Annotated in this window: 35 protein-coding genes; all 35 read right to left on the bottom strand. The window is 59.1% G+C overall.

Features of this window, described 5'->3' with window-relative positions; translation table 11 throughout:
- Window positions 1-67: 67 nt before the first annotated feature.
- The 35 genes from bfr to rpoC all read right to left on the bottom strand — a co-directional run bounded on the left by bfr (window position 68) and on the right by rpoC (window position 24,872).
- On the bottom strand, window positions 68-532 hold the full coding sequence (gene bfr, locus ACKI1H_RS08465; protein ID WP_138520039.1) for a bacterioferritin: 465 nt from the start codon (window positions 530-532) through the stop codon (window positions 68-70).
- Between the two features lie 134 nt (window positions 533-666).
- Window positions 667-2,115: a catalase KatA gene (gene katA, locus ACKI1H_RS08460; RefSeq protein ID WP_440468133.1), complete on the bottom strand. Its 1,449-nt coding sequence runs from the start codon at window positions 2,113-2,115 to the stop codon at window positions 667-669.
- Window positions 2,116-2,387: 272 nt separating this feature from the next.
- On the bottom strand, window positions 2,388-2,777 hold the full coding sequence (gene rplQ / locus ACKI1H_RS08455; protein ID WP_015475338.1) for a 50S ribosomal protein L17: 390 nt from the start codon (window positions 2,775-2,777) through the stop codon (window positions 2,388-2,390).
- Between the two features lie 43 nt (window positions 2,778-2,820).
- Complete coding sequence (locus ACKI1H_RS08450; RefSeq protein ID WP_009617182.1) at window positions 2,821-3,822, bottom strand: DNA-directed RNA polymerase subunit alpha; 1,002 nt, start codon at window positions 3,820-3,822, stop codon at window positions 2,821-2,823.
- Between the two features lie 22 nt (window positions 3,823-3,844).
- Complete coding sequence (gene rpsD / locus ACKI1H_RS08445; protein ID WP_138216857.1) at window positions 3,845-4,465, bottom strand: 30S ribosomal protein S4; 621 nt, start codon at window positions 4,463-4,465, stop codon at window positions 3,845-3,847.
- 16 nt (window positions 4,466-4,481) lie between these two features.
- Window positions 4,482-4,871 carry a 30S ribosomal protein S11 gene (rpsK, locus tag ACKI1H_RS08440; protein WP_003093689.1) on the bottom strand — a complete coding sequence of 130 codons (390 nt, stop codon included), beginning with the start codon at window positions 4,869-4,871 and terminating at the stop codon, window positions 4,482-4,484.
- Window positions 4,872-4,889: 18 nt separating this feature from the next.
- Complete coding sequence (rpsM, locus tag ACKI1H_RS08435; protein WP_024767079.1) at window positions 4,890-5,246, bottom strand: 30S ribosomal protein S13; 357 nt, start codon at window positions 5,244-5,246, stop codon at window positions 4,890-4,892.
- A gap of 130 nt (window positions 5,247-5,376) precedes the next feature.
- Window positions 5,377-5,493 carry a 50S ribosomal protein L36 gene (gene rpmJ / locus ACKI1H_RS08430; protein ID WP_045215308.1) on the bottom strand — a complete coding sequence of 39 codons (117 nt, stop codon included), beginning with the start codon at window positions 5,491-5,493 and terminating at the stop codon, window positions 5,377-5,379.
- 24 nt (window positions 5,494-5,517) lie between these two features.
- On the bottom strand, window positions 5,518-6,849 hold the full coding sequence (gene secY / locus ACKI1H_RS08425) for a preprotein translocase subunit SecY (protein WP_024767080.1): 1,332 nt from the start codon (window positions 6,847-6,849) through the stop codon (window positions 5,518-5,520).
- Complete coding sequence (gene rplO / locus ACKI1H_RS08420) at window positions 6,850-7,284, bottom strand: 50S ribosomal protein L15 (RefSeq protein ID WP_138216856.1); 435 nt, start codon at window positions 7,282-7,284, stop codon at window positions 6,850-6,852.
- A 3-nt stretch (window positions 7,285-7,287) separates the two neighbouring features.
- Window positions 7,288-7,464 (bottom strand): 50S ribosomal protein L30, encoded by a 177-nt coding sequence (rpmD, locus tag ACKI1H_RS08415; protein WP_009617174.1) that lies wholly within the window; start codon window positions 7,462-7,464, stop codon window positions 7,288-7,290.
- 2 nt (window positions 7,465-7,466) lie between these two features.
- Entirely contained in the window at window positions 7,467-7,967 is a 501-nt protein-coding gene (rpsE, locus tag ACKI1H_RS08410; protein ID WP_009617173.1) for a 30S ribosomal protein S5, read from the bottom strand.
- 3 nt (window positions 7,968-7,970) lie between these two features.
- On the bottom strand, window positions 7,971-8,321 hold the full coding sequence (gene rplR / locus ACKI1H_RS08405) for a 50S ribosomal protein L18 (protein WP_017521897.1): 351 nt from the start codon (window positions 8,319-8,321) through the stop codon (window positions 7,971-7,973).
- A gap of 10 nt (window positions 8,322-8,331) precedes the next feature.
- Window positions 8,332-8,865: a 50S ribosomal protein L6 gene (gene rplF / locus ACKI1H_RS08400; RefSeq protein ID WP_015475332.1), complete on the bottom strand. Its 534-nt coding sequence runs from the start codon at window positions 8,863-8,865 to the stop codon at window positions 8,332-8,334.
- Between the two features lie 11 nt (window positions 8,866-8,876).
- A complete protein-coding gene (gene rpsH, locus ACKI1H_RS08395; RefSeq protein ID WP_015475331.1) occupies window positions 8,877-9,269 on the bottom strand; it encodes a 30S ribosomal protein S8 in 393 nt (130 codons plus the stop codon).
- A 189-nt stretch (window positions 9,270-9,458) separates the two neighbouring features.
- Window positions 9,459-9,764 (bottom strand): 30S ribosomal protein S14, encoded by a 306-nt coding sequence (rpsN, locus tag ACKI1H_RS08390; RefSeq protein ID WP_045215313.1) that lies wholly within the window; start codon window positions 9,762-9,764, stop codon window positions 9,459-9,461.
- Window positions 9,765-9,777: 13 nt separating this feature from the next.
- A complete protein-coding gene (gene rplE / locus ACKI1H_RS08385; protein ID WP_017521899.1) occupies window positions 9,778-10,317 on the bottom strand; it encodes a 50S ribosomal protein L5 in 540 nt (179 codons plus the stop codon).
- A gap of 19 nt (window positions 10,318-10,336) precedes the next feature.
- Complete coding sequence (gene rplX / locus ACKI1H_RS08380) at window positions 10,337-10,651, bottom strand: 50S ribosomal protein L24 (RefSeq protein ID WP_045215317.1); 315 nt, start codon at window positions 10,649-10,651, stop codon at window positions 10,337-10,339.
- Window positions 10,652-10,663: 12 nt separating this feature from the next.
- Complete coding sequence (gene rplN, locus ACKI1H_RS08375; RefSeq protein WP_017521901.1) at window positions 10,664-11,032, bottom strand: 50S ribosomal protein L14; 369 nt, start codon at window positions 11,030-11,032, stop codon at window positions 10,664-10,666.
- Window positions 11,033-11,048: 16 nt separating this feature from the next.
- A complete protein-coding gene (gene rpsQ, locus ACKI1H_RS08370; protein ID WP_009617165.1) occupies window positions 11,049-11,315 on the bottom strand; it encodes a 30S ribosomal protein S17 in 267 nt (88 codons plus the stop codon).
- A 2-nt stretch (window positions 11,316-11,317) separates the two neighbouring features.
- Window positions 11,318-11,509: a 50S ribosomal protein L29 gene (gene rpmC, locus ACKI1H_RS08365; RefSeq protein WP_003093720.1), complete on the bottom strand. Its 192-nt coding sequence runs from the start codon at window positions 11,507-11,509 to the stop codon at window positions 11,318-11,320.
- Complete coding sequence (rplP, locus tag ACKI1H_RS08360) at window positions 11,509-11,922, bottom strand: 50S ribosomal protein L16 (protein ID WP_009617163.1); 414 nt, start codon at window positions 11,920-11,922, stop codon at window positions 11,509-11,511. Before rplP ends, rpmC begins: the two co-directional genes overlap by 1 nt.
- Window positions 11,923-11,933: 11 nt before the next feature.
- The gene (gene rpsC / locus ACKI1H_RS08355) at window positions 11,934-12,620 is read right to left on the bottom strand and encodes a 30S ribosomal protein S3 (protein WP_024767387.1); all 687 of its coding nucleotides are present in this window, start codon (window positions 12,618-12,620) and stop codon (window positions 11,934-11,936) included.
- A 13-nt stretch (window positions 12,621-12,633) separates the two neighbouring features.
- Entirely contained in the window at window positions 12,634-12,966 is a 333-nt protein-coding gene (rplV, locus tag ACKI1H_RS08350; RefSeq protein ID WP_015475325.1) for a 50S ribosomal protein L22, read from the bottom strand.
- Between the two features lie 12 nt (window positions 12,967-12,978).
- On the bottom strand, window positions 12,979-13,254 hold the full coding sequence (gene rpsS, locus ACKI1H_RS08345) for a 30S ribosomal protein S19 (protein WP_017521902.1): 276 nt from the start codon (window positions 13,252-13,254) through the stop codon (window positions 12,979-12,981).
- Window positions 13,255-13,270: 16 nt separating this feature from the next.
- Window positions 13,271-14,092: a 50S ribosomal protein L2 gene (gene rplB, locus ACKI1H_RS08340; RefSeq protein ID WP_024767388.1), complete on the bottom strand. Its 822-nt coding sequence runs from the start codon at window positions 14,090-14,092 to the stop codon at window positions 13,271-13,273.
- Between the two features lie 11 nt (window positions 14,093-14,103).
- Window positions 14,104-14,403: a 50S ribosomal protein L23 gene (gene rplW / locus ACKI1H_RS08335; protein WP_015475322.1), complete on the bottom strand. Its 300-nt coding sequence runs from the start codon at window positions 14,401-14,403 to the stop codon at window positions 14,104-14,106.
- Entirely contained in the window at window positions 14,400-15,002 is a 603-nt protein-coding gene (gene rplD, locus ACKI1H_RS08330; protein WP_017521904.1) for a 50S ribosomal protein L4, read from the bottom strand. Before rplD ends, rplW begins: the two co-directional genes overlap by 4 nt.
- Before the next feature lie 14 nt (window positions 15,003-15,016).
- Window positions 15,017-15,652: a 50S ribosomal protein L3 gene (gene rplC, locus ACKI1H_RS08325; RefSeq protein ID WP_024767389.1), complete on the bottom strand. Its 636-nt coding sequence runs from the start codon at window positions 15,650-15,652 to the stop codon at window positions 15,017-15,019.
- An 82-nt stretch (window positions 15,653-15,734) separates the two neighbouring features.
- Window positions 15,735-16,046 carry a 30S ribosomal protein S10 gene (rpsJ, locus tag ACKI1H_RS08320; protein ID WP_003243886.1) on the bottom strand — a complete coding sequence of 104 codons (312 nt, stop codon included), beginning with the start codon at window positions 16,044-16,046 and terminating at the stop codon, window positions 15,735-15,737.
- A 155-nt stretch (window positions 16,047-16,201) separates the two neighbouring features.
- Window positions 16,202-17,395 (bottom strand): elongation factor Tu, encoded by a 1,194-nt coding sequence (gene tuf, locus ACKI1H_RS08315; protein ID WP_054910987.1) that lies wholly within the window; start codon window positions 17,393-17,395, stop codon window positions 16,202-16,204.
- 29 nt (window positions 17,396-17,424) lie between these two features.
- Window positions 17,425-19,560 carry an elongation factor G gene (gene fusA, locus ACKI1H_RS08310; RefSeq protein WP_138526795.1) on the bottom strand — a complete coding sequence of 712 codons (2,136 nt, stop codon included), beginning with the start codon at window positions 19,558-19,560 and terminating at the stop codon, window positions 17,425-17,427.
- 30 nt (window positions 19,561-19,590) lie between these two features.
- Window positions 19,591-20,061: a 30S ribosomal protein S7 gene (gene rpsG, locus ACKI1H_RS08305; protein ID WP_138526794.1), complete on the bottom strand. Its 471-nt coding sequence runs from the start codon at window positions 20,059-20,061 to the stop codon at window positions 19,591-19,593.
- Window positions 20,062-20,146: 85 nt separating this feature from the next.
- Complete coding sequence (gene rpsL, locus ACKI1H_RS08300) at window positions 20,147-20,518, bottom strand: 30S ribosomal protein S12 (protein WP_015475317.1); 372 nt, start codon at window positions 20,516-20,518, stop codon at window positions 20,147-20,149.
- A gap of 154 nt (window positions 20,519-20,672) precedes the next feature.
- Window positions 20,673-24,872, bottom strand: coding sequence for a DNA-directed RNA polymerase subunit beta' (gene rpoC / locus ACKI1H_RS08295; RefSeq protein WP_138526793.1), 4,200 nt, complete (start codon window positions 24,870-24,872; stop codon window positions 20,673-20,675).
- Window positions 24,873-24,920: the final 48 nt, after the last annotated feature.

Genomic DNA, 24,920 nt, shown 5'->3' with positions numbered 1-24,920 from the left:
CCGGACGCCAGAACAAAAAGCCCCCGACGCGCTAGCGCCGAGGGCTCTTGTGAAGCGACACCGCGGGTCAGAGCTGCGACTGCAGGTAATTCTCCAGGCCCATCTTGGCAATCAGGCCGAGTTGCTGCTCCAGCCAGTAGGCGTGGTCTTCCTCGGTATCGGTGAGCTGCACGCGCAGGATATCGCGGGTGACGAAGTCCTTGTGCTTCTCACACAGGGCAATGCCCTTGGCCAGCGCTGCGCGTACGTGGCGCTCCAGCTTGAGGTCGGCCTCCAGCATCTCCGGCACGGTCTTGCCCGGATGGATGTCGTCCGGACGCATGCGCGGGGTGCCTTCGAGCAGCAGGATACGGCGCAGCAGCGCGTCGGCGTGCTGGGTTTCCTCTTCCATCTCGTGGTTGAGGCGCTCGTAGAGCTTGGTGAAGCCCCAATCCTCATACATGCGCGAGTGGATGAAGTACTGGTCGCGAGCGGCCAGCTCACCGGTCAGCAGCGTGTTGAGATAATCGATAACCTCGGCGTGGCCTTGCATCAGCCTTCTCCCTGGGACGTGACAGCGAATTAAACGGCGCTATGGTCGCGACTGGCCATGACCGGGGTCAAGTCCGCAATGCCCCTTAAACGCAACCGCCCTCCGAAGAGGGCGGTTGGTGGAGCGGTTCCAGCTTAGCCCAGCTTCAGGCCCAGCGCCTTGGCGACGCCTTCGCCGTAAGCCGGATCGATCTTGAAGAACAGAGCTAGCTGGCGGCGCTGGATGGCTTCCGGTACGCCCGCCATGTCGCCGGCGATGTTCTCGTACAGACGCTGCCGCTGAGCTTCGTCGAACAGGCGGAACAGCGCGGCCGGCTGGCTGTAGTAGTCATCGTCCACGCGGTGGTTCCAGTGATCAGCGCTGCCTTCCAGGGTCAGCGGCGGCTCGGAATAGTCCGGCTGCTCCTGCCACTGGTTGAAGCTGTTCGGCTCGTAGGTGACGGTCATGTCAGCGTTATTGCCGTCCACCCGCATGGCCCCGTCGCGGTGATAGATGCGCGGGTTGTTGCGCGCAGCGTTCACCGGGATCTGGTGATGGTTCACCCCCAGGCGGTAGCGGTGCGCATCACCGTAGGAGAACAGGCGGCCCTGAAGCATCTTGTCCGGCGAGAAACCGATGCCGGGGACGATGTTCGCCGGACTGAACGCGGATTGTTCGACCTCGGCAAAGTAGTTCGCCGGATTGCGATTGAGCTCGAAGTAGCCGACCTCGATCAGCGGGTAGTCGCCGTGCGGCCAGACCTTGGTCAGGTCGAACGGGTTGTAGCGGTAGGTCGCTGCTTCCTTCTCCGGCATCACCTGCACATACATCTTCCAGCGCGGGAAGTCGCCGCGGTCGATAGCGTCATACAGGTCACGCTGCGAGCTTTCGCGATCGGCGCCAACCAGCTTGGCGGCTTCCTCATTGCTCAGGTTCTCGATGCCCTGCTGAGTCTTGAAGTGGAACTTGACCCAGAAACGCTCGTTGCCGGCGTTGATGAAGCTGAAGGTGTGGCTGCCGAAACCATGAACGTGACGGTAGCTGCGCGGCAGGCCACGGTCGCTGAAGTCGATGGTCAGTTGATGCAGCGCTTCGGGCAGGTGCGAGAAGAAGTCCCACTTCAGCGTGGCATTGCGCAGGTTGGTGCGCGGGTCGCGTTTCACCACGTGGTTCAGGTCGGGAAACTTCAGCGGGTCGCGGAAGTAGAAGACCGGGGTGTTGTTGCCGACCAGGTCCCAGTTGCCTTCCTCGGTGTAGAACTTCATCGCGAAGCCGCGGATATCGCGCTCGGCGTCGGCAGCCCCACGCTCACCGGCAACCGTGGAGAAACGCAGGAACAGGGGAGTCTGCTTGCCGACCTCGGCAAACAGCTTCGCGCGGCTGTAGCGGGTGATGTCGTGGGTGACGGTGAAAGTGCCGTAGGCGGCGGAGCCCTTGGCGTGCATGCGACGCTCGGGGATCACCTCACGGTCGAAGTGCGCAAGCTTCTCCAGGAACCAGACGTCCTGCAGCAGCATCGGGCCCCGCGGGCCGGCGGTCTGGACGTTCTGGTTATCAGCGACCGGCGCTCCGGCAGCAGTCGTCAGGCGGGTGTTGTCACTCATCGTTACTCTCCTCAACGGCGGGGTGTTGGAAGTCCGACACTGCACATGGACGGTGAGTGCGGCCCAGCATCCCAATCGGACAATTAAGCGCTTCCATCGGCTATGCGGCTGTTGATCCAGCGCAGCTAGCAGTAGAAGTCGACGCCGTTAAGGATCGGTGACAATGGGATGGATCAGCCAATTTATTGATTCGAGCTGATCGATAGATAAAAACTTTTCGATAGGCGATAAAAAACCGGGCACAAGGCCCGGTTTCTTATAAGGCGTAAACCTTACTCTGCAGCTTCTACTGCTTGGCCGCCAACAGCGCGGTCAATCAGTTCGACGTATGCCATGGGGGCATTGTCGCCGGCGCGGAAGCCGCACTTCAGGATGCGCAGGTAGCCGCCCGGACGGTTGGCGTAGCGCTTGCCCAGTTCGTTGAACAGCTTGCCTACGGCTTCTTTCGAACGGGTACGGTCGAAAGCGAGACGACGGTTGGCAACGCTATCCACTTTAGCCAGGGTGATCAGCGGCTCGGCAACGCGACGCAGTTCCTTGGCCTTGGGCAGGGTGGTTTTGATCAGTTCGTGTTCGAAGAGCGACACAGCCATGTTCTGGAACATAGCCTTGCGGTGCGCGCTGGTGCGGCTCAGGTGACGACCACTTTTACGATGGCGCATGGTTCAATTCCTTTCCAAACTTTACGTTCGGTAGCTACGACGATCAGGCAGTAGCCTTGTCGTCTTTCTTGAGACTTGCCGGCGGCCAGTTGTCGAGGCGCATACCGAGGGACAGACCGCGAGAGGCCAGAACGTCCTTGATTTCGGTCAGGGACTTCTTACCCAGGTTCGGCGTTTTGAGCAGCTCTACTTCGGTGCGCTGAATCAGGTCACCGATGTAGTAGATGTTCTCTGCCTTCAGGCAGTTGGCCGAACGGACGGTCAGCTCAAGGTCATCGACCGGACGCAGCAGGATCGGATCGATCTCGTCTTCCTGCTCTTCAACAACAGGCTCGCTGTCGCCTTTGAGGTCCACGAACGCTGCCAGCTGCTGTTGCAGGATGGTAGCGGCGCGACGGATAGCCTCTTCAGGGTCCAGGGTGCCGTTGGTTTCCAGATCGAGGACCAGCTTGTCCAGGTTGGTACGCTGTTCGACACGGGCGTTTTCGACCACGTAGGCAACACGACGTACGGGGCTGAACGAGGCATCGAGCTGAAGACGGCCAATGCTACGGCTTTCGTCTTCATCGCTCGAGCGGGCATCAGCCGGCTCGTAGCCACGGCCACGAGCGACTTTCAGCTTCATGTTCAGCGCGCCGTTATCGGCCAGGTGGGCGATAACATGGTCACCGTTGACGATCTCGACATCATGATCCAGCTGAATATCGGCAGCGGTCACCACACCCGAGCCCTTTTTCGCCAGGGTCAGCGTCACTTCGTCACGACCGTGCAGCTTGATAGCCAGGCCTTTCAGGTTGAGCAGGATCTCGATGACGTCTTCCTGCACACCTTCGATGGCGGAGTACTCGTGGAGCACGCCGTCGATCTCGGCCTCGACTACTGCACAGCCAGGCATGGAGGACAACAGGATGCGACGCAGCGCGTTGCCCAGGGTATGGCCGAAACCACGCTCGAGAGGCTCGAGAGTGATCTTGGCGCGGGTTTGGCTGACCACCTGCACATCGATGTGGCGGGGGGTCAGGAACTCATTTACCGAACTCTGCATGGATGCACCTATTTTCTAGCCCTTACTTGGAGTAGAGCTCGACAATCAGGTTTTCGTTGATGTCGGCGGACAGATCGGCACGAGCCGGGACACTTTTGAAGGTGCCAGCTTTCTTGTCGGAGTCCACTTCGACCCACTCAACGCGACCGCGCTGGGCGCACAGGTCCAGAGCTTGGGCGATACGCAGCTGGTTCTTCGATTTCTCGCGAACAGCAACTACGTCACCGGCTTTGACCTGGTAGGACGGTACGTTTACGGTCTGACCGTTGACGCTGATGGTCTTGTGGGACACCAGCTGACGGGATTCGGAACGGGTGGAACCGAAGCCCATACGGTAGACGACGTTGTCCAGACGGCACTCAAGCAGCTGCAGCAGGTTTTCACCCGTGGAGCCCTTGCGGCGGGACGCTTCCTGATAGTAGCCACGGAATTGACGTTCCAGAACGCCGTAGATGCGGCGAACTTTTTGCTTCTCGCGCAGCTGCAGACCGTAGTCGGACAGGCGACCACGACGCTGGCCATGCTGGCCGGGAACTTGTTCTGCCTTGCACTTCGAGTCGAGGGCACGAACGCCGCTCTTCAGGAAGAGGTCAGTGCCTTCGCGGCGGGACAGTTTGCACTTGGGACCAATGTAACGAGCCATTTCTCACTGTCTCCTATTACACGCGACGCTTTTTCGGCGGACGGCAGCCGTTATGCGGGATCGGGGTTACGTCGGTGATGCTGGCGATCTTGTAACCGCAGGCATTCAGCGCACGAACAGCCGATTCGCGACCCGGGCCCGGGCCTTTGACGTTGACGTCAAGGTTCTTCAGACCGTATTCCAGAGCAGCCTGGCCGGCACGCTCGGCCGCTACCTGGGCAGCGAACGGGGTGCTCTTACGCGAGCCACGGAAGCCCGAACCACCAGAGGTAGCCCAGGAAAGAGCGTTACCCTGACGGTCGGTAATGGTAACGATGGTGTTGTTGAAGGACGCGTGGATGTGCGCGATCCCGTCGACCACCGTCTTTTTGACTTTCTTGCGAGGACGAGCAGCAGGTTTTGCCATGACTAGATTCCTAAGCGATTACTTGCGGATCGGCTTACGCGGGCCCTTACGGGTGCGCGCGTTGGTCTTGGTGCGCTGACCGCGAACCGGCAGACCACGACGATGACGCAGACCGCGGTAGCAACCGAGGTCCATCAGACGCTTGATGTTCATGTTGATTTCGCGACGCAGGTCACCTTCGGTGGTCAGCTTGGCCACCTCGGTACGCAGCGAATCAATCTGCTCTTCGCTCAGCTCTTTGATCTTTACAGCCGGGCTGATGCCGGTGGCTGCACAGATGCTCTGTGCGGTAGTGCGACCAACACCATAGATGTAGGTCAGCGAGATAACAGTGTGCTTGTTATCCGGAATGTTTACGCCTGCAATACGGGCCATTCAGAAAAACTCCAATTGACAGCTACCCGGCGCCCAGGGAGCCAAGAAAGGGCGCGGATATTAGCGCTGTAAAAACAAATAATCAACCCGGCAGCACACTAGCTGCCGGGTTATAACGCGTGGTTCACACTCAGCCTTGGCGCTGCTTGTGACGCGGCTCCGAGCTGCAGATCACACGAACGACGCCTTCGCGACGGACGATCTTGCAGTTACGGCACAGCTTCTTAACCGATGCACGAACTTTCATCAGTGACTCCTCGAACCTTACGGATTAGCGCAGCAGACCGCTGCCATAGCCCTTCAGGTTGGCTTTCTTCATGAGGGATTCGTACTGGTGAGAAACGAGGTGCGATTGTACTTGAGCCATAAAGTCCATCACAACCACGACCACGATCAGCAACGAGGTCCCGCCAAGGTAGAACGGTACGTGGGCAGCTACGACCAGGAACTGGGGCAGCAGGCACACAGCCGTCATGTACAGGGCACCGAACATGGTCAAACGGGTCAGCACGCCATCGATGTAGCGAGCCGACTGTTCACCCGGACGAATACCCGGAATAAATGCACCGGACTTCTTGAGGTTTTCCGCCACGTCCTTCGGGTTGAACATCAGCGCCGTGTAGAAGAAGCAGAAGAAAACGATCCCTGCACTAAACAGCAGAATGTTCAGCGGCTGACCAGGAGCGATCGCTTGCGCGACGTCCTGCAGCCAACCCAGGCCTTCCGACTGACCGAACCAGGCACCCAGGGATGCCGGGAACAGCAGGATGCTGCTGGCGAAAATCGCGGGAATGACACCCGCCATGTTCACTTTCAGCGGCAGATGGCTGGTCTGGGCGGCAAACACCTTGCGACCTTGCTGGCGCTTGGCGTAGTGCACGGCGATACGACGCTGACCCCGCTCGATGAACACAACGAACGCGATGATTGCCACGGCCAGCAGGCCGATGGCGATCAGGGCGAAGATGTTGATGTCACCTTGACGCGCGGACTCGAAGGACTGGCCGATTGCTCGGGGCAGACCTGCGACAATACCGGAGAAGATCAGCATGGAGATGCCGTTGCCGACACCCCGCTCGGTGATCTGCTCACCCAGCCACATCATGAACAGTGCACCCGCCACGAAGGTGGTGACCGACACGAAGTAGAAGCCGAAGTCGTTGGAGAAGGCCACGCCCTGGCTACCCAGACCAATGGACATGCCAATGGCCTGGACGAGTGCCAGGACGAGAGTTGCGTAGCGGGTGTACTGGCTGATCTTGCGACGCCCAGACTCACCCTCTTTCTTCAACTGCTCCAGCTGCGGGCTGATAGCGGTCATGAGCTGCATGATGATCGATGCCGAGATGTACGGCATGATCCCCAGTGCAAAGATACTCATGCGCTCCAGCGCGCCGCCGGAAAACATGTTGAAGAGGCTAAGAATGGTCCCCTCGTTCTGCCGGAACAGTGCCGCCAAGCGATCGGGGTTGATGCCCGGGACTGGGATATGCGCGCCGATCCGATAGACGATGATCGCCAGGAACAGGAAACGCAGACGTGCCCAGAGCTCGGACAAACCACCACCGTTGCTCAGCGCAGAGAGAGCACCTTGCTTAGCCATTTAGTCCTCGATTTTGCCGCCAGCTGCTTCGATAGCCGCACGAGCGCCCTTGGTGGCGCCGATGCCTTTCAGGGTGACTGCGCGAGTAACTTCGCCCGACAGCATGACTTTCACACGCTGTACGTTCTGGTTAATCACGTTGGCATCCTTCAGGGACTGCACGGTTACGACATCACCCTCGACCTTGGCCAGTTCGGAAGTGCGCACTTCTGCGCGATCCATGGCTTTCAGCGAGTTGAAGCCGAACTTCGGCAGACGACGGTGCAGCGGTTGCTGACCACCCTCGAAGCCCGGAGCGATGGAGCCACCGGAGCGGGAGGTTTGACCTTTGTGACCACGGCCACCGGTCTTGCCCAGACCGCTACCGATGCCACGGCCCGGACGGTGCTTTTCGCGACGGGCACCCGGCGCGGAACGCAGATCGTTCAGTTGCATGGATTAACCCTCCACACGCAGCAGGTAGTAAGCCTTGTTAATCATGCCGCGGTTTTCAGGAGTGTCCTGAACTTCAACGGTGTGATTAATGCGACGCAGGCCGAGGCCTTTGACGCAAGCCTTGTGATTGGCCAGACGGCCGTTCAGGCTCTTGATCAGGGTAACTTTGACAGTTGCCATGGTTAGAGAATCTCCTCGACGCTCTTGCCACGCTTGGCCGCTACCGACTCAGGGGACTGCATGTTCTTCAGGCCCTTGAAGGTTGCGTAGACCACGTTCACCGGATTGGTGGAGCCGTAGCACTTCGCCAGAACGTTCTGCACACCGGCCACTTCCAGGACAGCACGCATGGCGCCGCCGGCGATGATGCCGGTACCTTCGGAAGCCGGCTGCATGTACACCTTGGAGGCGCCATGGGCGGACTTGGTCGGGTACTGCAGGGTGGTGCCGTTCAGATCAACCTGGATCATGTTGCGGCGAGCAGCTTCCATTGCCTTCTGGATAGCGGCCGGCACTTCACGCGCCTTGCCACGACCGAAGCCAACACGGCCCTTGCCATCGCCAACCACGGTCAGCGCGGTGAAGGCGAAGATACGGCCACCTTTTACGGTTTTGGCGACGCGGTTCACTTGAACCAGCTTCTCGATGTAGCCTTCGTCGCGCTTTTGATCGTTGTTTGCCATAACTTAGAACTCCAGACCGCCTTCACGAGCGGCATCAGCCAGGGCCTTGATACGACCGTGGTACTTGAAGCCAGAACGGTCGAACGCCACCTGAGTGACGCCGGCAGCCTTGGCGCGTTCCGCGACCAGTTGACCAACTTTCTTGGCTGCGTCGACGTTGCCGGTGGCAGCTTCGCGCAGTTCTTTGTCCAGGGTCGAGGCGCTGGCCAGGACCTTGCCGCCGTCGGCTGCAATGACCTGGGCGTAGATGTGCTGGGAGGAGCGGTACACGCAGAGGCGTACGGCTTCCAGTTCGCGCATCTTCAGGCGAGCCTTGCGAGCGCGGCGCAGACGGGTTTCTTTCTTGACGCTCATTTGCTATGCCCTACTTCTTCTTGGCTTCTTTACGAAGGACGACTTCGTCGGCGTAACGCACGCCCTTGCCTTTGTACGGCTCCGGCGGACGGAAGTCGCGGATTTCCGCGGCAACCTGGCCAACCAGCTGCTTGTCGATACCCTTGATCAGGATGTCGGTCTGGCTGGGGGTTTCCGCGACGATGCCGGCAGGCAGTTCGTAATCAACCGGGTGGGAGAAGCCGAGAGCCAGGGACAGCACTTGGCCTTTGGCCTGCGCCTTGTAACCAACACCAACCAGCTGGAGCTTGCGCTCGAAGCCCTGGCTGACGCCGATTACCATGTTGTTGACCAGAGCGCGGGTGGTACCGGCCATGGCACGGGTCTGCTGGTCGCCGTTACGCGCAGCGAAACGCAGCTCACCGTTGTCCTGAATGACTTCGACGGACGGATGTACTTTCAGCTCGAGAGCGCCTTTGGCACCCTTGATCGAAAGTTCCTGACCAGCCAGCTTGATTTCAACGCCGGCAGGCAGAATGACGGGGTTCTTAGCAACGCGAGACATGCTGATTCCCCTTAGAACACAGTGCAGAGCACTTCGCCACCGACGCCAGCGGCACGGGCAGCACGGTCAGTCATCACACCTTTGTTGGTGGAGACGATCGAAACGCCCAGGCCGCCACGAACTTTCGGCAGCTGGTCTACGGATTTGTACTGGCGCAGGCCAGGACGGCTGATTCGCTTCACTTCCTCGATGACAGGCTTGCCTTCGAAGTACTTCAGCTCGATCGACAGCAGAGGCTTGGCCTCGGCGGTGACTTGGAAATCCGCAATGTAGCCTTCGTCCTTGAGGACTTTGGCGACTGCCGCTTTCAGCTTGGAAGACGGCATGCTCACGACGGTCTTCTCAGCCATCTGGGCATTACGGATGCGAGTTAGCATGTCTGCTAACGGGTCCTGCATACTCATGGGCTTAATGCTCCTGATACAAAAGATAAGCCTTCAACTTCATAACTCGCCCTCAAAACGCCGGACGAACTAAAACCCGGACTCGGGGGAGCCGGGTATTCTAGAGATCGCTTAAAAACGAATCAAGCCCCAAGAAGGGGCTTGATTCGCAAAGCGATCAACGGAGCCGTTGCCAGCTCCGTCTAACACTTACCAGCTGGCTTTCACCAGGCCCGGTACGTCACCGCGCATTGCTGCTTCACGCAGCTTGTTACGGCTCAGGCCGAACTTGCGGTAGTAACCGTGCGGACGACCGGTCAGGCGGCAACGGTTACGCAGGCGGCTGGCGCTCGCGTCACGCGGTTGCTTCTGCAGGGCGACCTGGGCATTCCAGCGATCTTCAGCCGAAGTGCTCGGATTAGCGATGATCGCTTTCAGCTCGGCACGCTTTTTGGCGTACTTGGCTACCGTTTGCTGACGCTTCAGCTCACGGTTCTTCATGCTCTCTTTAGCCATGGTCCTACTCCAATCAGTTGCGGAACGGGAATTTGAAGGCGCGCAGCAGGGCACGACCTTCATCATCCGAACGCGCGGTGGTGGTCAGAGTGATATCCATACCGCGGAGGGCATCGATCTTGTCGTAATCGATTTCCGGGAAGATGATCTGCTCTTTGACGCCCATGCTGTAGTTGCCACGGCCGTCGAAGGACTTGGCGTTCAGACCGCGGAAGTCACGAACGCGCGGCAGGGAGATCGACAGCAGACGGTCCAGGAACTCGTACATGCGATCGCCACGCAGGGTGACTTTCACGCCGATCGGCCAGCCTTCACGAATCTTGAAGCCAGCGATGGACTTACGAGCGTAAGTCACGACCGGCTTCTGACCCGCGATCTTTTCCAGATCAGCTACGGCGCTCTCGATGACTTTCTTGTCGCCGACAGCTTCGCCAAGACCCATGTTCAGGGTGATTTTGGTAACGCGCGGAACTTCCATCACGTTCGCCAGCTGAAGCTCTTGCTTCAGCTTGGGAGCGATTTCCTTCCGATAAATTTCTTTCAATCGTGCCATGGTGATCTACCTAGCTCCCTCAAGCCTGAACCGGTTTCTGGGTCGACTTGAAGACACGAATCTTCTTACCGTCTTCGACTTTGAAACCAACGCGGTCAGCCTTGTTGGTTTCAGCGTTGAAGATGGCGACGTTGGAGACGTGCAGAGGCGCCTCCTTCTCGACGATCCCGCCTTGCTGGTTGAGCATGGGGTTGGGCTTGGTGTGGCGCTTGACCAGGTTCACACCGCCAACGACCAGACGGTCGTCAGCCAGAACCTTGATCACTTTGCCACGCTTGCCCTTGTCCTTGCCGGCAATGACGATGACTTCGTCGTCACGACGAATTTTTTGCATGACGGCTACTCCTTACAGCACTTCTGGGGCAAGGGAGACGATCTTCATGAACTTCTCAGTACGAAGTTCACGAGTCACGGGCCCGAAGATACGGGTGCCGATCGGCTCCTGCTTGTTGTTCAGCAGGACGGCGGCGTTGCCGTCGAAGCGAATGATGGAACCGTCGGTACGACGTACGCCGTGCTTGGTGCGAACGACCACGGCAGTCATTACCTGGCCCTTCTTCACCTTGCCACGCGGAATTGCTTCCTTGACGGTGACCTTGATGATGTCGCCAATGCCGGCGTAACGGCGGTGGGAACCGCCGAGCACCTTGATGCACATTACGCGACGCGCGCCGCTGTTATCAGCGACTTCGAGCATGGATTGAGTCTGAATCATCTTCTATCTCCGACCCTTAGACTTCAACCGCGCGCTCGACGATGTCAACCAGAGTCCAGGCCTTGGTCTTCGCCAGAGGACGGGTCTCGCGGATGGTGACGAGGTCACCAATGCGGCACTGGTTGGTTTCGTCGTGGGCGTGCAGTTTGGTCGAACGCTTCACGTATTTGCCGTAGATCGGGTGCTTAACGCGGCGCTCGATCAGAACGGTGACGGTCTTGTCCATCTTGTCGCTGACGACGCGGCCAGTCAGCGTACGGACGGTTTTCTGAGCTTCAGCCATGATTACTTACCTGCTTGCTGGTTGAGCACAGTTTTCACGCGAGCGATGTCGCGCTTAACCTGCGAGAGCAGGTGAGACTGCCCCAACTGGCCAGTTGCTTTCTGCATGCGCAGATTGAACTGGTCGCGCAGCAGGCCGAGCAGTTGCTCGTTCAGCTGCTCAACGGATTTTTCACGAAGTTCATTCGCTTTCATCACATCACCGTCCGCTTAACAAAGGAGGTGGCGAGCGGCAGCTTTGCAGCAGCCAGGGCGAATGCCTCACGCGCCAGCTCTTCGGATACACCCTCGATCTCGTACAGGACCTTGCCCGGTTGAATCTGGGCAACCCAGTACTCGACGCCGCCCTTACCTTTACCCATACGTACTTCCAGGGGCTTCTTGGTAACAGGCTTGTCGGGGAATACGCGAATCCAGATCTTGCCGCCACGTTTTACGTGACGGGTCAGCGCACGACGTGCGGACTCGATCTGACGCGCGGTGAGACGGCCGCGGCTGGTTGCCTTGAGGGCGAACTCGCCGAAGCTGACTTTGGAACCGCGATGAGCCAGGCCACGGTTGTGACCGGTCATTTGCTTGCGGAACTTCGTACGCTTAGGTTGCAGCATTTGCGTACTCCTTACTTAGCAGCTTTTTTACGAGGAGCGGGCGCTTGGGGCTTGAGCTCTTCCTGGCGGCCACCGATGACCTCGCCTTTGAAGATCCAAACCTTCACACCGATCACACCGTAGGTGGTGTGCGCTTCGTAGGTTGCGTAGTCGATGTCGGCACGCAGGGTGTGCAGGGGCACACGACCTTCGCGATACCACTCGGTACGAGCGATTTCAGCGCCGCCCAGACGACCGCTTACCTGGATCTTGATGCCTTTGGCACCAATGCGCATGGCGTTCTGTACAGCGCGCTTCATGGCACGACGGAACATAACGCGACGCTCCAGCTGCTGAGCTACGCTTTGCGCAACCAGCATACCGTCGAGTTCCGGCTTGCGGATCTCTTCGATGTTGATGTGCACCGGCACACCCATTTGCTTGGTCAGGTCCTGACGCAGCTTCTCAACATCTTCACCTTTCTTGCCGATCACGATGCCGGGACGAGCGGTGTGGATGGTGATGCGTGCGGTTTGAGCCGGACGATGGATGTCGATACGGCTTACGGACGCGCTTTTTAGTTTGTCTTGGAGATACTCACGTACCTTCAGGTCGGCGAACAGATAATCGGCGTAAGTGCGCTTATCTGCGTACCAAACGGAGGTGTGCTCCTTGACGATACCCAGGCGGATGCCATTGGGATGTACTTTCTGACCCATCTGATCGACTCCGTTACTTGTCCGCAACCTTGACAGTGATATGGCAAGACCGCTTGACGATGCGATCAGCACGGCCTTTGGCACGCGGCATGATGCGCTTGAGCGAACGACCTTCGTTGACGAAGACGGTGGAGACTTTGAGATCGTCTACATCGGCGCCTTCGTTGTGCTCGGCGTTGGCAACGGCCGACTCCAGCACTTTCTTCATGATCTCGGCGGCTTTCTTGTTGCTGAAAGCCAGGAGGTTGAGCGCGTCGCCCACCTTCTTCCCGCGGATCTGGTCGGCGACCAAGCGGGCTTTCTGGGCGGAGATACGAGCGCCCGAGAGCTTAGCGGCTACTTCCATCTTCCTTACCCCTTAACGCTTGGCTTTCTTGTCCGCAGCGTGCCCACGATAAGTGCGGGTAGCAGCGAACTCGCCGAGTTTGTGACCGACCATGTCTTCGTTGACCAGAACCGGCACGTGTTGACGGCCGTTGTGGACAGCGATGGTCAGACCAACCATGTGCGGCATGATCATAGAACGGCGCGACCAGGTCTTGATCGGCTTGCGGTCGTTCTTTTCTACCGCCACTTCGATCTTCTTCAGCAGGTGAAGATCGATAAAAGGACCTTTTTTCAGAGAACGTGGCACTGTCGTATCCCTCTATTTACTTGCGGCGACGGACGATCATGTTGTCGGTACGCTTGTTCGCGCGAGTCTTCTTACCCTTGGTCTGAAGACCCCACGGCGATACCGGATGACGACCAGCAGAGGTACGACCTTCACCACCACCGTGCGGGTGGTCGACCGGGTTCATGGCAACACCACGAACGGTCGGGCGAACGCCACGCCAGCGTTTGGCACCGGCTTTACCCAGCGAACGCAGGCTGTGCTCGGAGTTCGAGACCTCACCCAGGGTCGCACGGCAGTCAGCCAGGACTTTGCGCATCTCACCGGAACGCAGACGTACGGTTACGTATGCACCTTCACGGGCAACCAGCTGAGCCGAAGCGCCAGCGGAGCGAGCGATCTGAGCGCCTTTGCCAGGCTTCAGTTCGATACCGTGGATGGTGCTACCAACCGGGATGTTGCGCAGCGGCATGTTGTTGCCAGCCTTGATCGGAGCGCCGATACCGGAGATCAGTTGATCGCCAGCCACCACGCCTTTGGGGGCGATGATGTAACGACGCTCGCCGTCCGCATATTTCAGCAGAGCGATGTGAGCAGTACGGTTCGGATCGTATTCGACGCGTTCAACGATGGCAGGAATGCCATCCTTGTTGCGACGGAAGTCGACCAGACGATAGTGCTGCTTGTGGCCACCACCGATATGACGGGTGGTGATACGACCGTTGTTGTTACGGCCGCCCGACTTGGACTTCTTCTCGAGCAGGGGAGCGAACGGAGCACCTTTGTGCAGGTCCTGGTTCACTACCTTGACGACGAAACGACGACCAGCGGAAGTCGGTTTGCATTTAACGATTGCCATGATGCACCCCTTTACTCAGCGCCAGCTGCGAAATCGAGATCCTGGCCCGGCTGGAGAGCGATGTACGCTTTTTTCCAGTCGTTACGCTTGCCCAGGCCGCGAACGGTACGCTTGGTCTTGCCCTGAACGTTCAGGGTGGTGACGCGACGTACTTTCACGCCGAACAGGCTTTCTACGGCCTTCTTGATTTCCAGCTTGGTTGCATCAGTGGCAACCTTGAAAACGAATTGGCTGTTGCCGTCCGCCAGGCCAGTGGCCTTCTCGGAGATATGCGGGCCCAGCAGCACTTTGAATACGCGTTCCTGGTTCATGCCAGCAGCTCCTCGAACTTCTTCACGGCGGACACGGTGACCAGCACCTTGTCGTAGGCGATGAGGCTGACCGGATCGGAAGCCTGGACGTCACGCACATCGACGTGGGCCAGGTTGCGAGCTGCCAGGTACAGGTTCTCATCGACGCCTTCGGTGACGATCAGTACATCTTTCAGGCCCAGGCCTTCCAGCTTGCTGACCAGACCTTTGGTCTTCGGTGCATCGACAGCGAAGTCGGCAACGACAACCAGACGATCCAGACGAACCAGCTCGGAGAGGATGGAGCGCAGAGCCGCGCGGTACATCTTCTTGTTGAGCTTCTGGGAGTGATCCTGGGGCTTGGCCGCGAAGGTCGCGCCGCCGCCACGCCAGATGGGGCTACGGATGGTGCCAGCACGAGCACGACCAGTGCCCTTCTGACGCCACGGCTTCTTGCCACCACCGGAGACTTCGGAACGAGTTTTCTGAGCCTTGGTGCCCTGACGGCCGCCAGCCATGTAGGCTACGACTGCCTGGTGAACCAGGGTCTCGTTGAATTCGCTACCAAAAGTACGCTCGGAAACCTCGATCGCCTGAGCGCCATTTACATTCAGTTGCATCTCAGCTTCCTCTCTTAACCGCGAGCCTTGGCTGCCGGACGCACCAGCACATCACCACCGGTAGCGCCGGGAACGGCACCTTTGACCAGCAGCAGATTGCGCTCTGCATCGACACGCACGACCTCAAGGGATTGAACGGTTACACGCTCAGCACCCATGTGGCCCGACATTTTTTTGCCCTTGAACACTCGACCAGGAGTCTGGCACTGGCCGATGGAACCCGGGACGCGGTGGGAAACGGAGTTACCGTGGGTGTTATCTTGACCACGGAAGTTCCAGCGCTTGATGGTACCGGCGAAGCCTTTACCCTTGGACTCACCGGTAACGTCTACCAGCTGGCCTGCCTGGAACAGATCGACAGAGATGGAATCGCCCGCTTTGAACTCCTCTTCGCCCAGACGGAATTCCCACACGCCGCGACCGGCGGCGACATTCGCCTTGGCAAAGTGACCGGCTTGCGCCTTGGTCACGCGAGAAGCACGACGCTCGCCAGCAGTGACCTGCACAGCGCGATAGCCATCGCTTTCTTCGTTTTTGAACTGGGTGACGCGATTCGGCTCGACCTCAATGACCGTGACCGGAATAGAGACACCATCTTCGGTGAAGATGCGGGTCATGCCGCACTTACGACCGACAACACCAATTGTCATCTTTAGAACCTCTTTAGTGTACGGGGCTTTCACCCGCTATGGCCGCCCATTTCAGAGCGTTACACGACCAATGCCGAAGGCATTAGCCGAGGCTGATCTGTACTTCGACGCCAGCAGCAAGGTCGAGCTTCATCAGCGCGTCGACGGTTTTGTCGGTCGGCTGAACGATGTCGAGAACACGCTTGTGGGTACGAATTTCGTACTGGTCACGAGCGTCCTTGTTGACGTGCGGGGAAATCAGCACGGTGTAACGTTCCTTGCGGGTCGGCAGAGGAATCGGACCACGCACCTGAGCGCCAGTACGTTTCGCGGTTTCCACGATTTCCTGGGTAGATTGGTCGATCAGGCGGTGATCAAAAGCCTTCAACCGAATACGGATTTGTTGATTTTGCATTTGACCTCAGACTCCAAGTTGCCATTCCCAACGGACGGACTCCGCCCGTTAAAAGGAGGCGCAATTGTACGGATGCTCCTGGGGGGTGTCAATATTTAACCAACTCAACGAAAAAGGGACCCCGAAGGGTCCCTTTTTCTGGAGCGGATCAGCGATTACTCGATGATCTTGGCAACCACGCCGGCGCCAACGGTACGGCCGCCTTCGCGAATCGCGAAGCGCAGGCCATCTTCCATGGCGATCGGAGCGATCAGGGTGACAACCATTTTCACGTTGTCGCCCGGCATTACCATCTCAACGCCTTCCGGCAGTTCGCAGTTGCCGGTTACGTCGGTGGTACGGAAGTAGAACTGCGGACGGTAGCCTTTGAAGAACGGGGTGTGACGACCACCTTCTTCTTTGGACAGCACGTACACTTCGCACTCGAACTTGGTGTGCGGCTTGATGGTGCCCGGCTTGGCCAGAACCTGGCCACGCTCTACGTCTTCACGCTTGGTGCCACGCAGCAGAACGCCAACGTTCTCACCAGCACGACCTTCGTCGAGCAGCTTGCGGAACATTTCAACGCCGGTGCAGGTAGTCTTGGTGGTCGCCTTGATGCCGACGATTTCCACTTCTTCCTGGATCTTGACGATGCCACGCTCAACACGGCCAGTTACCACGGTGCCGCGACCGGAGATCGAGAACACGTCTTCGATCGGCATCAGGAACGGCTTGTCGATGGCGCGCTCGGGCTCGGGGATGTACGAGTCCAGGGTTTCTACCAGCTTGCGCACGGCGGAAACGCCCATCTCGTTGTCGTCCTGGCCGTTCAGGGCCATCAGAGCAGAACCGATCACGATCGGAGTGTCGTCGCCCGGGAAGTCGTAGGTGTTCAGCAGATCGCGAACTTCCATTTCGACCAGTTCCAGCAGCTCGGCGTCGTCAACCATGTCGGCCTTGTTCAGGAACACGACAATGTAAGGAACGCCTACCTGACGGGACAGCAGGATGTGCTCGCGGGTCTGCGGCATGGGACCGTCAGCAGCCGAGCAAACCAGGATCGCGCCGTCCATCTGGGCAGCACCGGTGATCATGTTCTTCACGTAGTCGGCGTGGCCCGGGCAGTCTACGTGAGCGTAGTGGCGTACCGGCGAGTCGTATTCAACGTGAGAGGTGTTGATGGTGATACCACGAGCCTTCTCTTCCGGCGCGTTGTCGATCTGGTCGAAAGCGCGAGCGGAGCCGCCCCAGGTCTCGGAGCAGACCTTGGTCAGAGCAGCGGTCAGAGTGGTTTTGCCGTGGTCAACGTGACCGATGGTGCCGACGTTGACGTGCGGTTTGTTACGTTCAAATTTTTCTTTAGCCACGAGAGTAACCTCTTACTAAAAGAGCTGAATCAAGCTTGTTTTTTGGCCAGAGCTTCGACGACGTTCGCCGGAGCTTCAGCATACTTGGAGAATTCCATGGAGTAGCTAGCGCGACCCTGGGACATGGAACGCACGTCGGTTGCATAACCGAACATCTCGCCCAGCGGAACCTCGGCACGGATAACCTTACCGGAAACCGAGTCTTCCATCCCCTGAATCAGACCACGACGACGGTTCAGGTCACCCATCACGTCACCCATGTAGTCCTCAGGAGTCACCACTTCCACCTTCATGATCGGCTCCAGAACCTTGCCGCCGCCCTTCTGGGCCAGCTGCTTGGTCGCCATGGAAGCAGCGATCTTGAACGCCATCTCGTTGGAGTCGACGTCGTGGTAGGAACCATCGAAGACGGTCGCCTTCAGGCCGATCAGCGGATAGCCGGCTACAACGCCGTTCTTCATCTGCTCTTCGATGCCTTTCTGGATGGCCGGGATGTATTCCTTCGGAACCACACCGCCCACGACTTCGTTGGTGAAGACCAGGCCTTCAGTGATGTTGCCCTTGTCGTCCACGTCCGGAGTCGAGAAACGAATCCAGCAGTGACCGAACTGACCACGACCACCGGACTGACGAACGAACTTGCCTTCGATCTCGATGTTGTCCTTCGAGATGGTTTCGCGGTACGAAACCTGCGGCTTGCCGATGTTCGCCTCAACGCCGAATTCACGCTTCATGCGGTCGACGAGGATGTCCAGGTGCAGCTCACCCATACCGGAGATGATGGTCTGGCCGGTTTCTTCGTCGGTCTTGACGCGGAACGACGGGTCTTCCTGAGCCAGCTTGCCGAGGGCGATGCCCATCTTCTCCTGGTCGGCCTTGGTCTTCGGCTCAACAGCTACCGAGATTACCGGCTCCGGGAAGTCCATACGCTCGAGGATGATCGGCTTCTCGATGTCGCACAGGGTGTCACCGGTGGTGACGTCCTTCATGCCGATCAGAGCAGCGATGTCGCCAGCGCGTACTTCTTTGATCTCGTCACGCTGGTTGGCGTGCATCTGCACCATACGACCAACGCGCTCTTTCTTGCCTTTCACGGAGTTGATAACCGAGTTACCAGACTCCAGAACGCCCGAGTAGACGCGAACGAAGGTCAGAGTACCTACGAACGGGTCAGTGGCGATCTTGAATGCCAGAGCCGAGAACGGAGCATTGTCGTCAGCCGGACGCTCGTCTTTCGGAGCATCGTCGCCGTCGTCAATGTGATCCGGGTGGATACCCTGGATCGCCGGAATCTCGGTCGGAGCAGGCAGGAAGTCGATGACGGCGTCGAGAACCAGGGGCACGCCCTTGTTCTTGAACGACGAGCCGCAGACAGCCGGTACGATTTCGCAGGCGATAGTACGCAGACGCAGGCCAGCCTTGATCTCTTCGATCGACAGCTCACCCTCTTCCAGGTACTTGTTCATCAGCTCTTCGTTGGCTTCGGCAGCAGCCTCGACCATGTTGTTGCGCCACTCATTGGCCAGCTCGACCATATCGGCGGGAATTTCTTCCTCGCGATAGGAAGTGCCTTTGTCGTCTTCGTTCCAGTAGATGGCCTTCATCTTCAGCAGGTCAACCTGACCCTGGAAGTCATCTTCTGCACCGATGGCCAGCTGAACCGGGACCGGGGTGTGACCCAGGCGGTTCTTGATCTGACCGACGACGCGCAGGAAGTTGGCGCCGGCGCGGTCCATCTTGTTCACGTAAACAATACGCGGAACGCCGTACTTGTTGGCTTGACGCCATACGGTTTCGGACTGCGGCTCAACGCCGGAGGTGCCGCAGAACACAACGACGGCACCGTCCAGTACGCGCAGGGAGCGCTCAACTTCAATGGTGAAGTCTACGTGGCCGGGGGTGTCGATGACGTTTACGCGGTACTTGTCGTACTGGCCGCGCGAACCTTCCCAGAAGGTCGTGATCGCAGCGGAGGTGATGGTGATACCACGCTCCTGCTCCTGCACCATCCAGTCGGTAGTAGCAGCGCCGTCGTGCACCTCACCCATCTTGTGGCTGAGACCTGTGTAGAACAGGATCCGCTCGGTAGTGGTGGTCTTGCCCGCGTCAACGTGGGCACAGATACCAATGTTCCGGTAGCGGTTGATTGCTGTGTTACGAGCCATAAAGCCCTCGCAGAAGTGTTGTTGCCGTAATTAGAAGCGGTAGTGCGAGAACGCTTTGTTGGCCTCGGCCATACGGTGCACGTCTTCGCGCTTCTTGACGGCAGCGCCTTTGCCTTCAGCGGCATCCAGCAGCTCGCCAGCCAGACGCAGCGCCATGGACTTCTCGCCACGCTTGCGGGCGAAGTCCACCAGCCAACGCATGGCCAGTGCATTACGACGGGACGGACGTACTTCGACCGGAACCTGGTAGGTAGCACCGCCGACACGGCGGGACTTCACTTCGACCAGCGGAGCGATGGCGTCGAGTGCTTTTTCGAAGAGTTCCAGGGGGTCGCCTTTACCGCGCTCTTTGACCTTGTCCAGAGCACCGTAAACGATACGCTCGGCAACGGCTTTCTTGCCGCTTTCCATCACGTGGTTCATGAACTTCGCCAGAATCTGGCTTCCGTATTTCGGATCGGCCAGGATCTCACGTTTGGCCGCTACACGACGTCTTGGCATTGATAAGCCCTCAAACGGTCTTCAGGTAATCCGGGACTCGATGCCCGACCTTACTCTTATCGACTCAGCAAATAGGAAAACAAAATTACTTCGGACGCTTCGCGCCGTACTTCGAACGACCCTGCTTACGGTCTTTGACACCGGAGGTGTCCAGCGAACCGCGCACGGTGTGGTAGCGAACACCCGGAAGGTCTTTTACACGACCGCCACGGATCAGCACTACGCTGTGCTCTTGCAGGTTGTGACCTTCACCGCCGATGTACGAGGAAACCTCGAAACCGTTGGTCAGACGAACACGGCACACTTTACGCAGTGCGGAGTTCGGCTTCTTCGGGGTGGTGGTGTATACGCGGGTGCATACGCCGCGACGCTGAGGGCAGTTCTGCAGGGCAGGAACGCCGCTCTTGTCTACCAGGCGCTTGCGCGGCTTGCGCACCAGCTGGTTGATAGTTGCCATCTATAGCTCCACTGATTGTCTTACGACACTTAAAAACGAAAATGGGCAGAGCAAGCGCCCTGCCAATTTTCGGGGTACAAGATACTAAAGAGCTTACGGATTCCAGTCAAGACAAAGCCCCGGTTGTCAAGACAACCGGGGCTTTGTTTGAGGCTTAGTTACCGCTCAGATTGAGCGCTTCGGCCAGTGCTGCTTCGGCCTCGCTCGCGCTGACGCGCTGCGGTTTGCCGAGCTCGCGCTGACGCTTGCGCTCGCTGTGGTAAGCCAGACCGGTACCCGCCGGGATCAGACGACCCACGACCACGTTTTCCTTCAGGCCGCGCAGGTAGTCGCGCTTGCCGGTGACCGCCGCCTCGGTGAGGACGCGAGTGGTCTCCTGGAAGGATGCCGCCGAGATGAACGACTCGGTGGACAGCGAGGCCTTGGTGATACCCAGCAGGACGCGCTCGTACTTGGCCGGGAACTTGTCCTGGGTACCCAGCACTTCGTTCTCTTCCAGCACGTGAACCAGTTCGACCTGGTCGCCCTTGATGAAGGACGAATCGCCCGACTCGGCCACTTCGACCTTGCGCAGCATCTGACGCAGAATGGTCTCGATGTGCTTGTCGTTGATCTTCACGCCCTGCAGACGGTAGACGTCCTGGATCTCGTTGACGATGTACTTGGCCAGCGAGCTCACACCCAGCAGACGCAGAATGTCGTGCGGGTTGCTCGGGCCGTCGGAGATCACTTCACCGCGGCTTACCTGTTCACCTTCGAACACGTTCAGGTGACGCCACTTCGGAATCAGCTCCTCGTACGGATCGCTACCGTCGGTGGGAGTGATGACCAGGCGGCGCTTGCCCTTGGTTTCCTTGCCGAAGGAAATGGTGCCGCTGATTTCCGCCAGGATCGAAGGCTCTTTCGGACGACGAGCTTCGAACAGGTCGGCAACGCGCGGCAGACCACCGGTGATGTCGCGGGTCTTCGAGGTTTCCTGCGGGATACGCGCGATAACGTCACCGATACGCACTTTCGCGCCATCGTTGAGGTTGACCAGGGCGTTCGCCGGCAGGAAGTACTGGGCCGGCACGTCGGTACCCGGCAGCAGCAGATCCTTGCCTGCGGCATCGATCAGCTTCACGGCCGGACGGATGTCCTTGCCGGCAGCCGGACGATCCTTCGGATCCATCACTTCAATGTTGGTCAGACCGGTCAGTTCGTCGGTCTGGCGCTTGATGGTGATGCCCTCTTCCATGCCCACGAAGGCCACGGTGCCGTCCATCTCGGTGACGATCGGGTGGGTGTGCGGGTCCCACTTGGCGACGATAGCGCCCGGATCGACCTTGTCACCTTCCTTCACGGAAATCACCGCACCGTACGGCAGCTTGTAGCGCTCGCGCTCACGACCGAAGTCGTCGGCGACCGCCAGCTCACCGGAACGGGAAACCGCTACCAGGGCGCCGTCGGCACGCTCTACGTGCTTCAGGTTGTGCAGGCGAATGGTGCCGCCGTTCTTGACCTGTACGTTGTCCACGGCGGAAGTACGGCTGGCCGCACCACCGATGTGGAAGGTACGCATGGTCAGCTGGGTGCCCGGCTCACCGATCGACTGGGCAGCGATAACGCCGACAGCCTCACCGATGTTCACGCGGTGACCACGGGCCAGATCGCGGCCGTAGCACATGGCGCAGATGCCGTGGCGGGTTTCGCAGGTGATCGGCGAACGCACAACGACTTCGTCGACGCTCATCTGCTCGAGGAAATCGACCCACTTCTCGTCGATCAGGGTGCCGGCTTCAACGATCACGTCGTCGCTGCCTGGCTTGAACACGTCGCGAGCGATCACGCGGCCGAGTACACGCTCACCCAGTGGCTCTACCACGTCACCGCCTTCGATGTGCGGGGACATGACCAGGCCATGCTCGGTGCCGCAATCGATCTCGGTCACGACCAGGTCCTGGGCCACGTCGACGAGACGACGGGTCAGGTAACCGGAGTTCGCGGTCTTCAGTGCGGTATCCGCCAGACCTTTACGAGCACCGTGAGTGGAGATGAAGTACTGGAGTACGTTCAGGCCTTCACGGAAGTTCGCGGTGATCGGGGTCTCGATGATGGAGCCGTCCGGCTTGGCCATCAGGCCGCGCATACCCGCCAGCTGACGGATCTGGGCCGCGGAACCCCGCGCACCGGAGTCCGCCATCATGTACATGGAGTTGAAGGACTCCTGGTCGACCTGCTTGCCCTCGCGATCGGTCACCTTCTCTTTCGAGAGGTTGGCCATCATCGCCTTGGACACTTCGTCGTTGGCCTTGGACCAGAGGTCGATCACCTTGTTGTACTTCTCGCCCTGGGTTACCAGGCCGGAGGCGTACTGGCTCTCGATCTCCTTCACTTCCTCGGTGGCGGCATCGATGATGCGAGCCTTTTCGTCCGGGATGACGAAGTCGTTCACGCCGATCGACACACCGGAGATGGTCGAGTAGGCGAAGCCGGTGTACATCAGCTGGTCAGCGAAGATGACGGTGTCCTTCAGACCCACCACGCGGTAGCAATGGTTGATCAGCTTGGAGATCGCCTTCTTCTTCATCGACTGGTTGACCACGTCGAAGGGCAGGCCGGCCGGGACAACCTGGAACAGCAGCGCACGGCCGACGGTGGAGTCGACGATACGGGTGTTGGCGGTCAGGGAGCCGTCTTCGTTCTTGATCTTCTCATTGATGCGCACTTTTACGCGGGCGTGCAGGGACACCTGGCCGCTGCGGTACGCGCGGTCAACTTCCTGCAGGTCTGCGAAAGCCATGCCCTCGCCCTTCGCGTTGATCGCTTCACGGGTCATGTAGTACAGACCCATTACCACGTCCTGCGACGGAACGATGATCGGCTCGCCGTTGGCGGGCGACAGAATGTTGTTGGTGGACATCATCAGCGCGCGCGCTTCCAGCTGAGCCTCGAGGGTCAGCGGAACGTGCACGGCCATCTGGTCACCGTCGAAGTCGGCGTTGTACGCGGCGCAGACCAGCGGGTGCAGCTGGATGGCTTTACCTTCGATCAGTACCGGCTCGAACGCCTGGATGCCCAGACGGTGCAGGGTCGGCGCACGGTTCAGCAGTACGGGGTGTTCGCGGATGACTTCAGCGAGAACGTCCCACACTTCCGGCAGCTCGCGCTCGACCATCTTCTTGGCGGCTTTGATGGTGGTGGCCATGCCACGACCTTCCAGCTTGCCGAAAATGAACGGCTTGAACAGCTCCAGGGCCATTTTCTTCGGCAGACCGCACTGGTGCAGACGCAGGGTCGGACCTACGGTAATTACCGAACGACCGGAGTAGTCCACGCGCTTGCCGAGCAGGTTCTGACGGAAGCGACCTTGCTTGCCCTTGATCATGTCGGCCAGGGACTTCAGCGGGCGCTTGTTCGAGCCGGTGATGGCACGGCCGCGACGGCCGTTGTCCAGCAGGGCATCGACAGCTTCCTGCAGCATGCGCTTTTCGTTGCGCACGATAATGTCCGGAGCAGCCAGGTCGAGCAGGCGCTTCAGACGGTTGTTACGGTTGATCACGCGGCGATACAGATCGTTCAGATCCGAAGTCGCGAAGCGGCCGCCATCCAGCGGAACCAGCGGACGCAGGTCCGGCGGCAGCACCGGCAGGACGGTCAGTACCATCCACTCGGGATGGTTGCCGGAGCCCTGGAAGGCTTCCATCAGCTTCAGGCGCTTGGACAGCTTCTTGATCTTGGTTTCCGAGTTGGTCTGCGGAATCTCTTCGCGCAGGCGGCCGATCTCGTGCTCCAGATCGATAGCGTTGAGCAGCTCGCGAACGGCCTCCGCACCCATGCGGGCGTCGAAGTCGTCACCGAACTCTTCGAGGGCTTCGAAGTATTGCTCGTCGTTCAGCAGCTGACCCTTCTCGAGGGTGGTCATGCCCGGATCGATCACGACATAGCTCTCGAAATAGAGCACGCGCTCGATGTCACGCAGGGTCATGTCCAGCAGCAGGCCGATACGGGACGGCAGGGACTTCAGGAACCAGATGTGGGCGACCGGCGAGGCCAGCTCGATGTGGCCCATGCGCTCACGGCGCACCTTGGCCAAAGCGACTTCCACGCCGCACTTCTCGCAGATCACACCACGGTGTTTCAGGCGCTTGTACTTACCGCACAGGCACTCGTAGTCCTTCACCGGGCCGAAGATCTTGGCGCAGAACAGGCCATCGCGCTCCGGCTTGAAGGTACGGTAGTTGATGGTCTCCGGCTTCTTGACTTCGCCGAAGGACCAGGAACGAATCATCTCGGGCGAGGCCAGGCCAATACGGATGGCATCGAACTCTTCGATCTGACCCTGGTTTTTCAACAGATTAAGCAAGTCTTTCAAGGCCTTTCCTCCTCACGGACCCGGTACGACCGGCCTTGACCAGCCGCA

Origin of the sequence: Pseudomonas sp. YH-1 (assembly GCF_051990045.1) — a bacterium.
Classification (GTDB): Bacteria; Pseudomonadota; Gammaproteobacteria; order Pseudomonadales; family Pseudomonadaceae; genus Pseudomonas; species Pseudomonas nicosulfuronedens.
The sequence above is the reverse complement of the archived record's forward strand: the minus strand, read 5'-3'. Positions and strand labels throughout refer to the sequence as shown.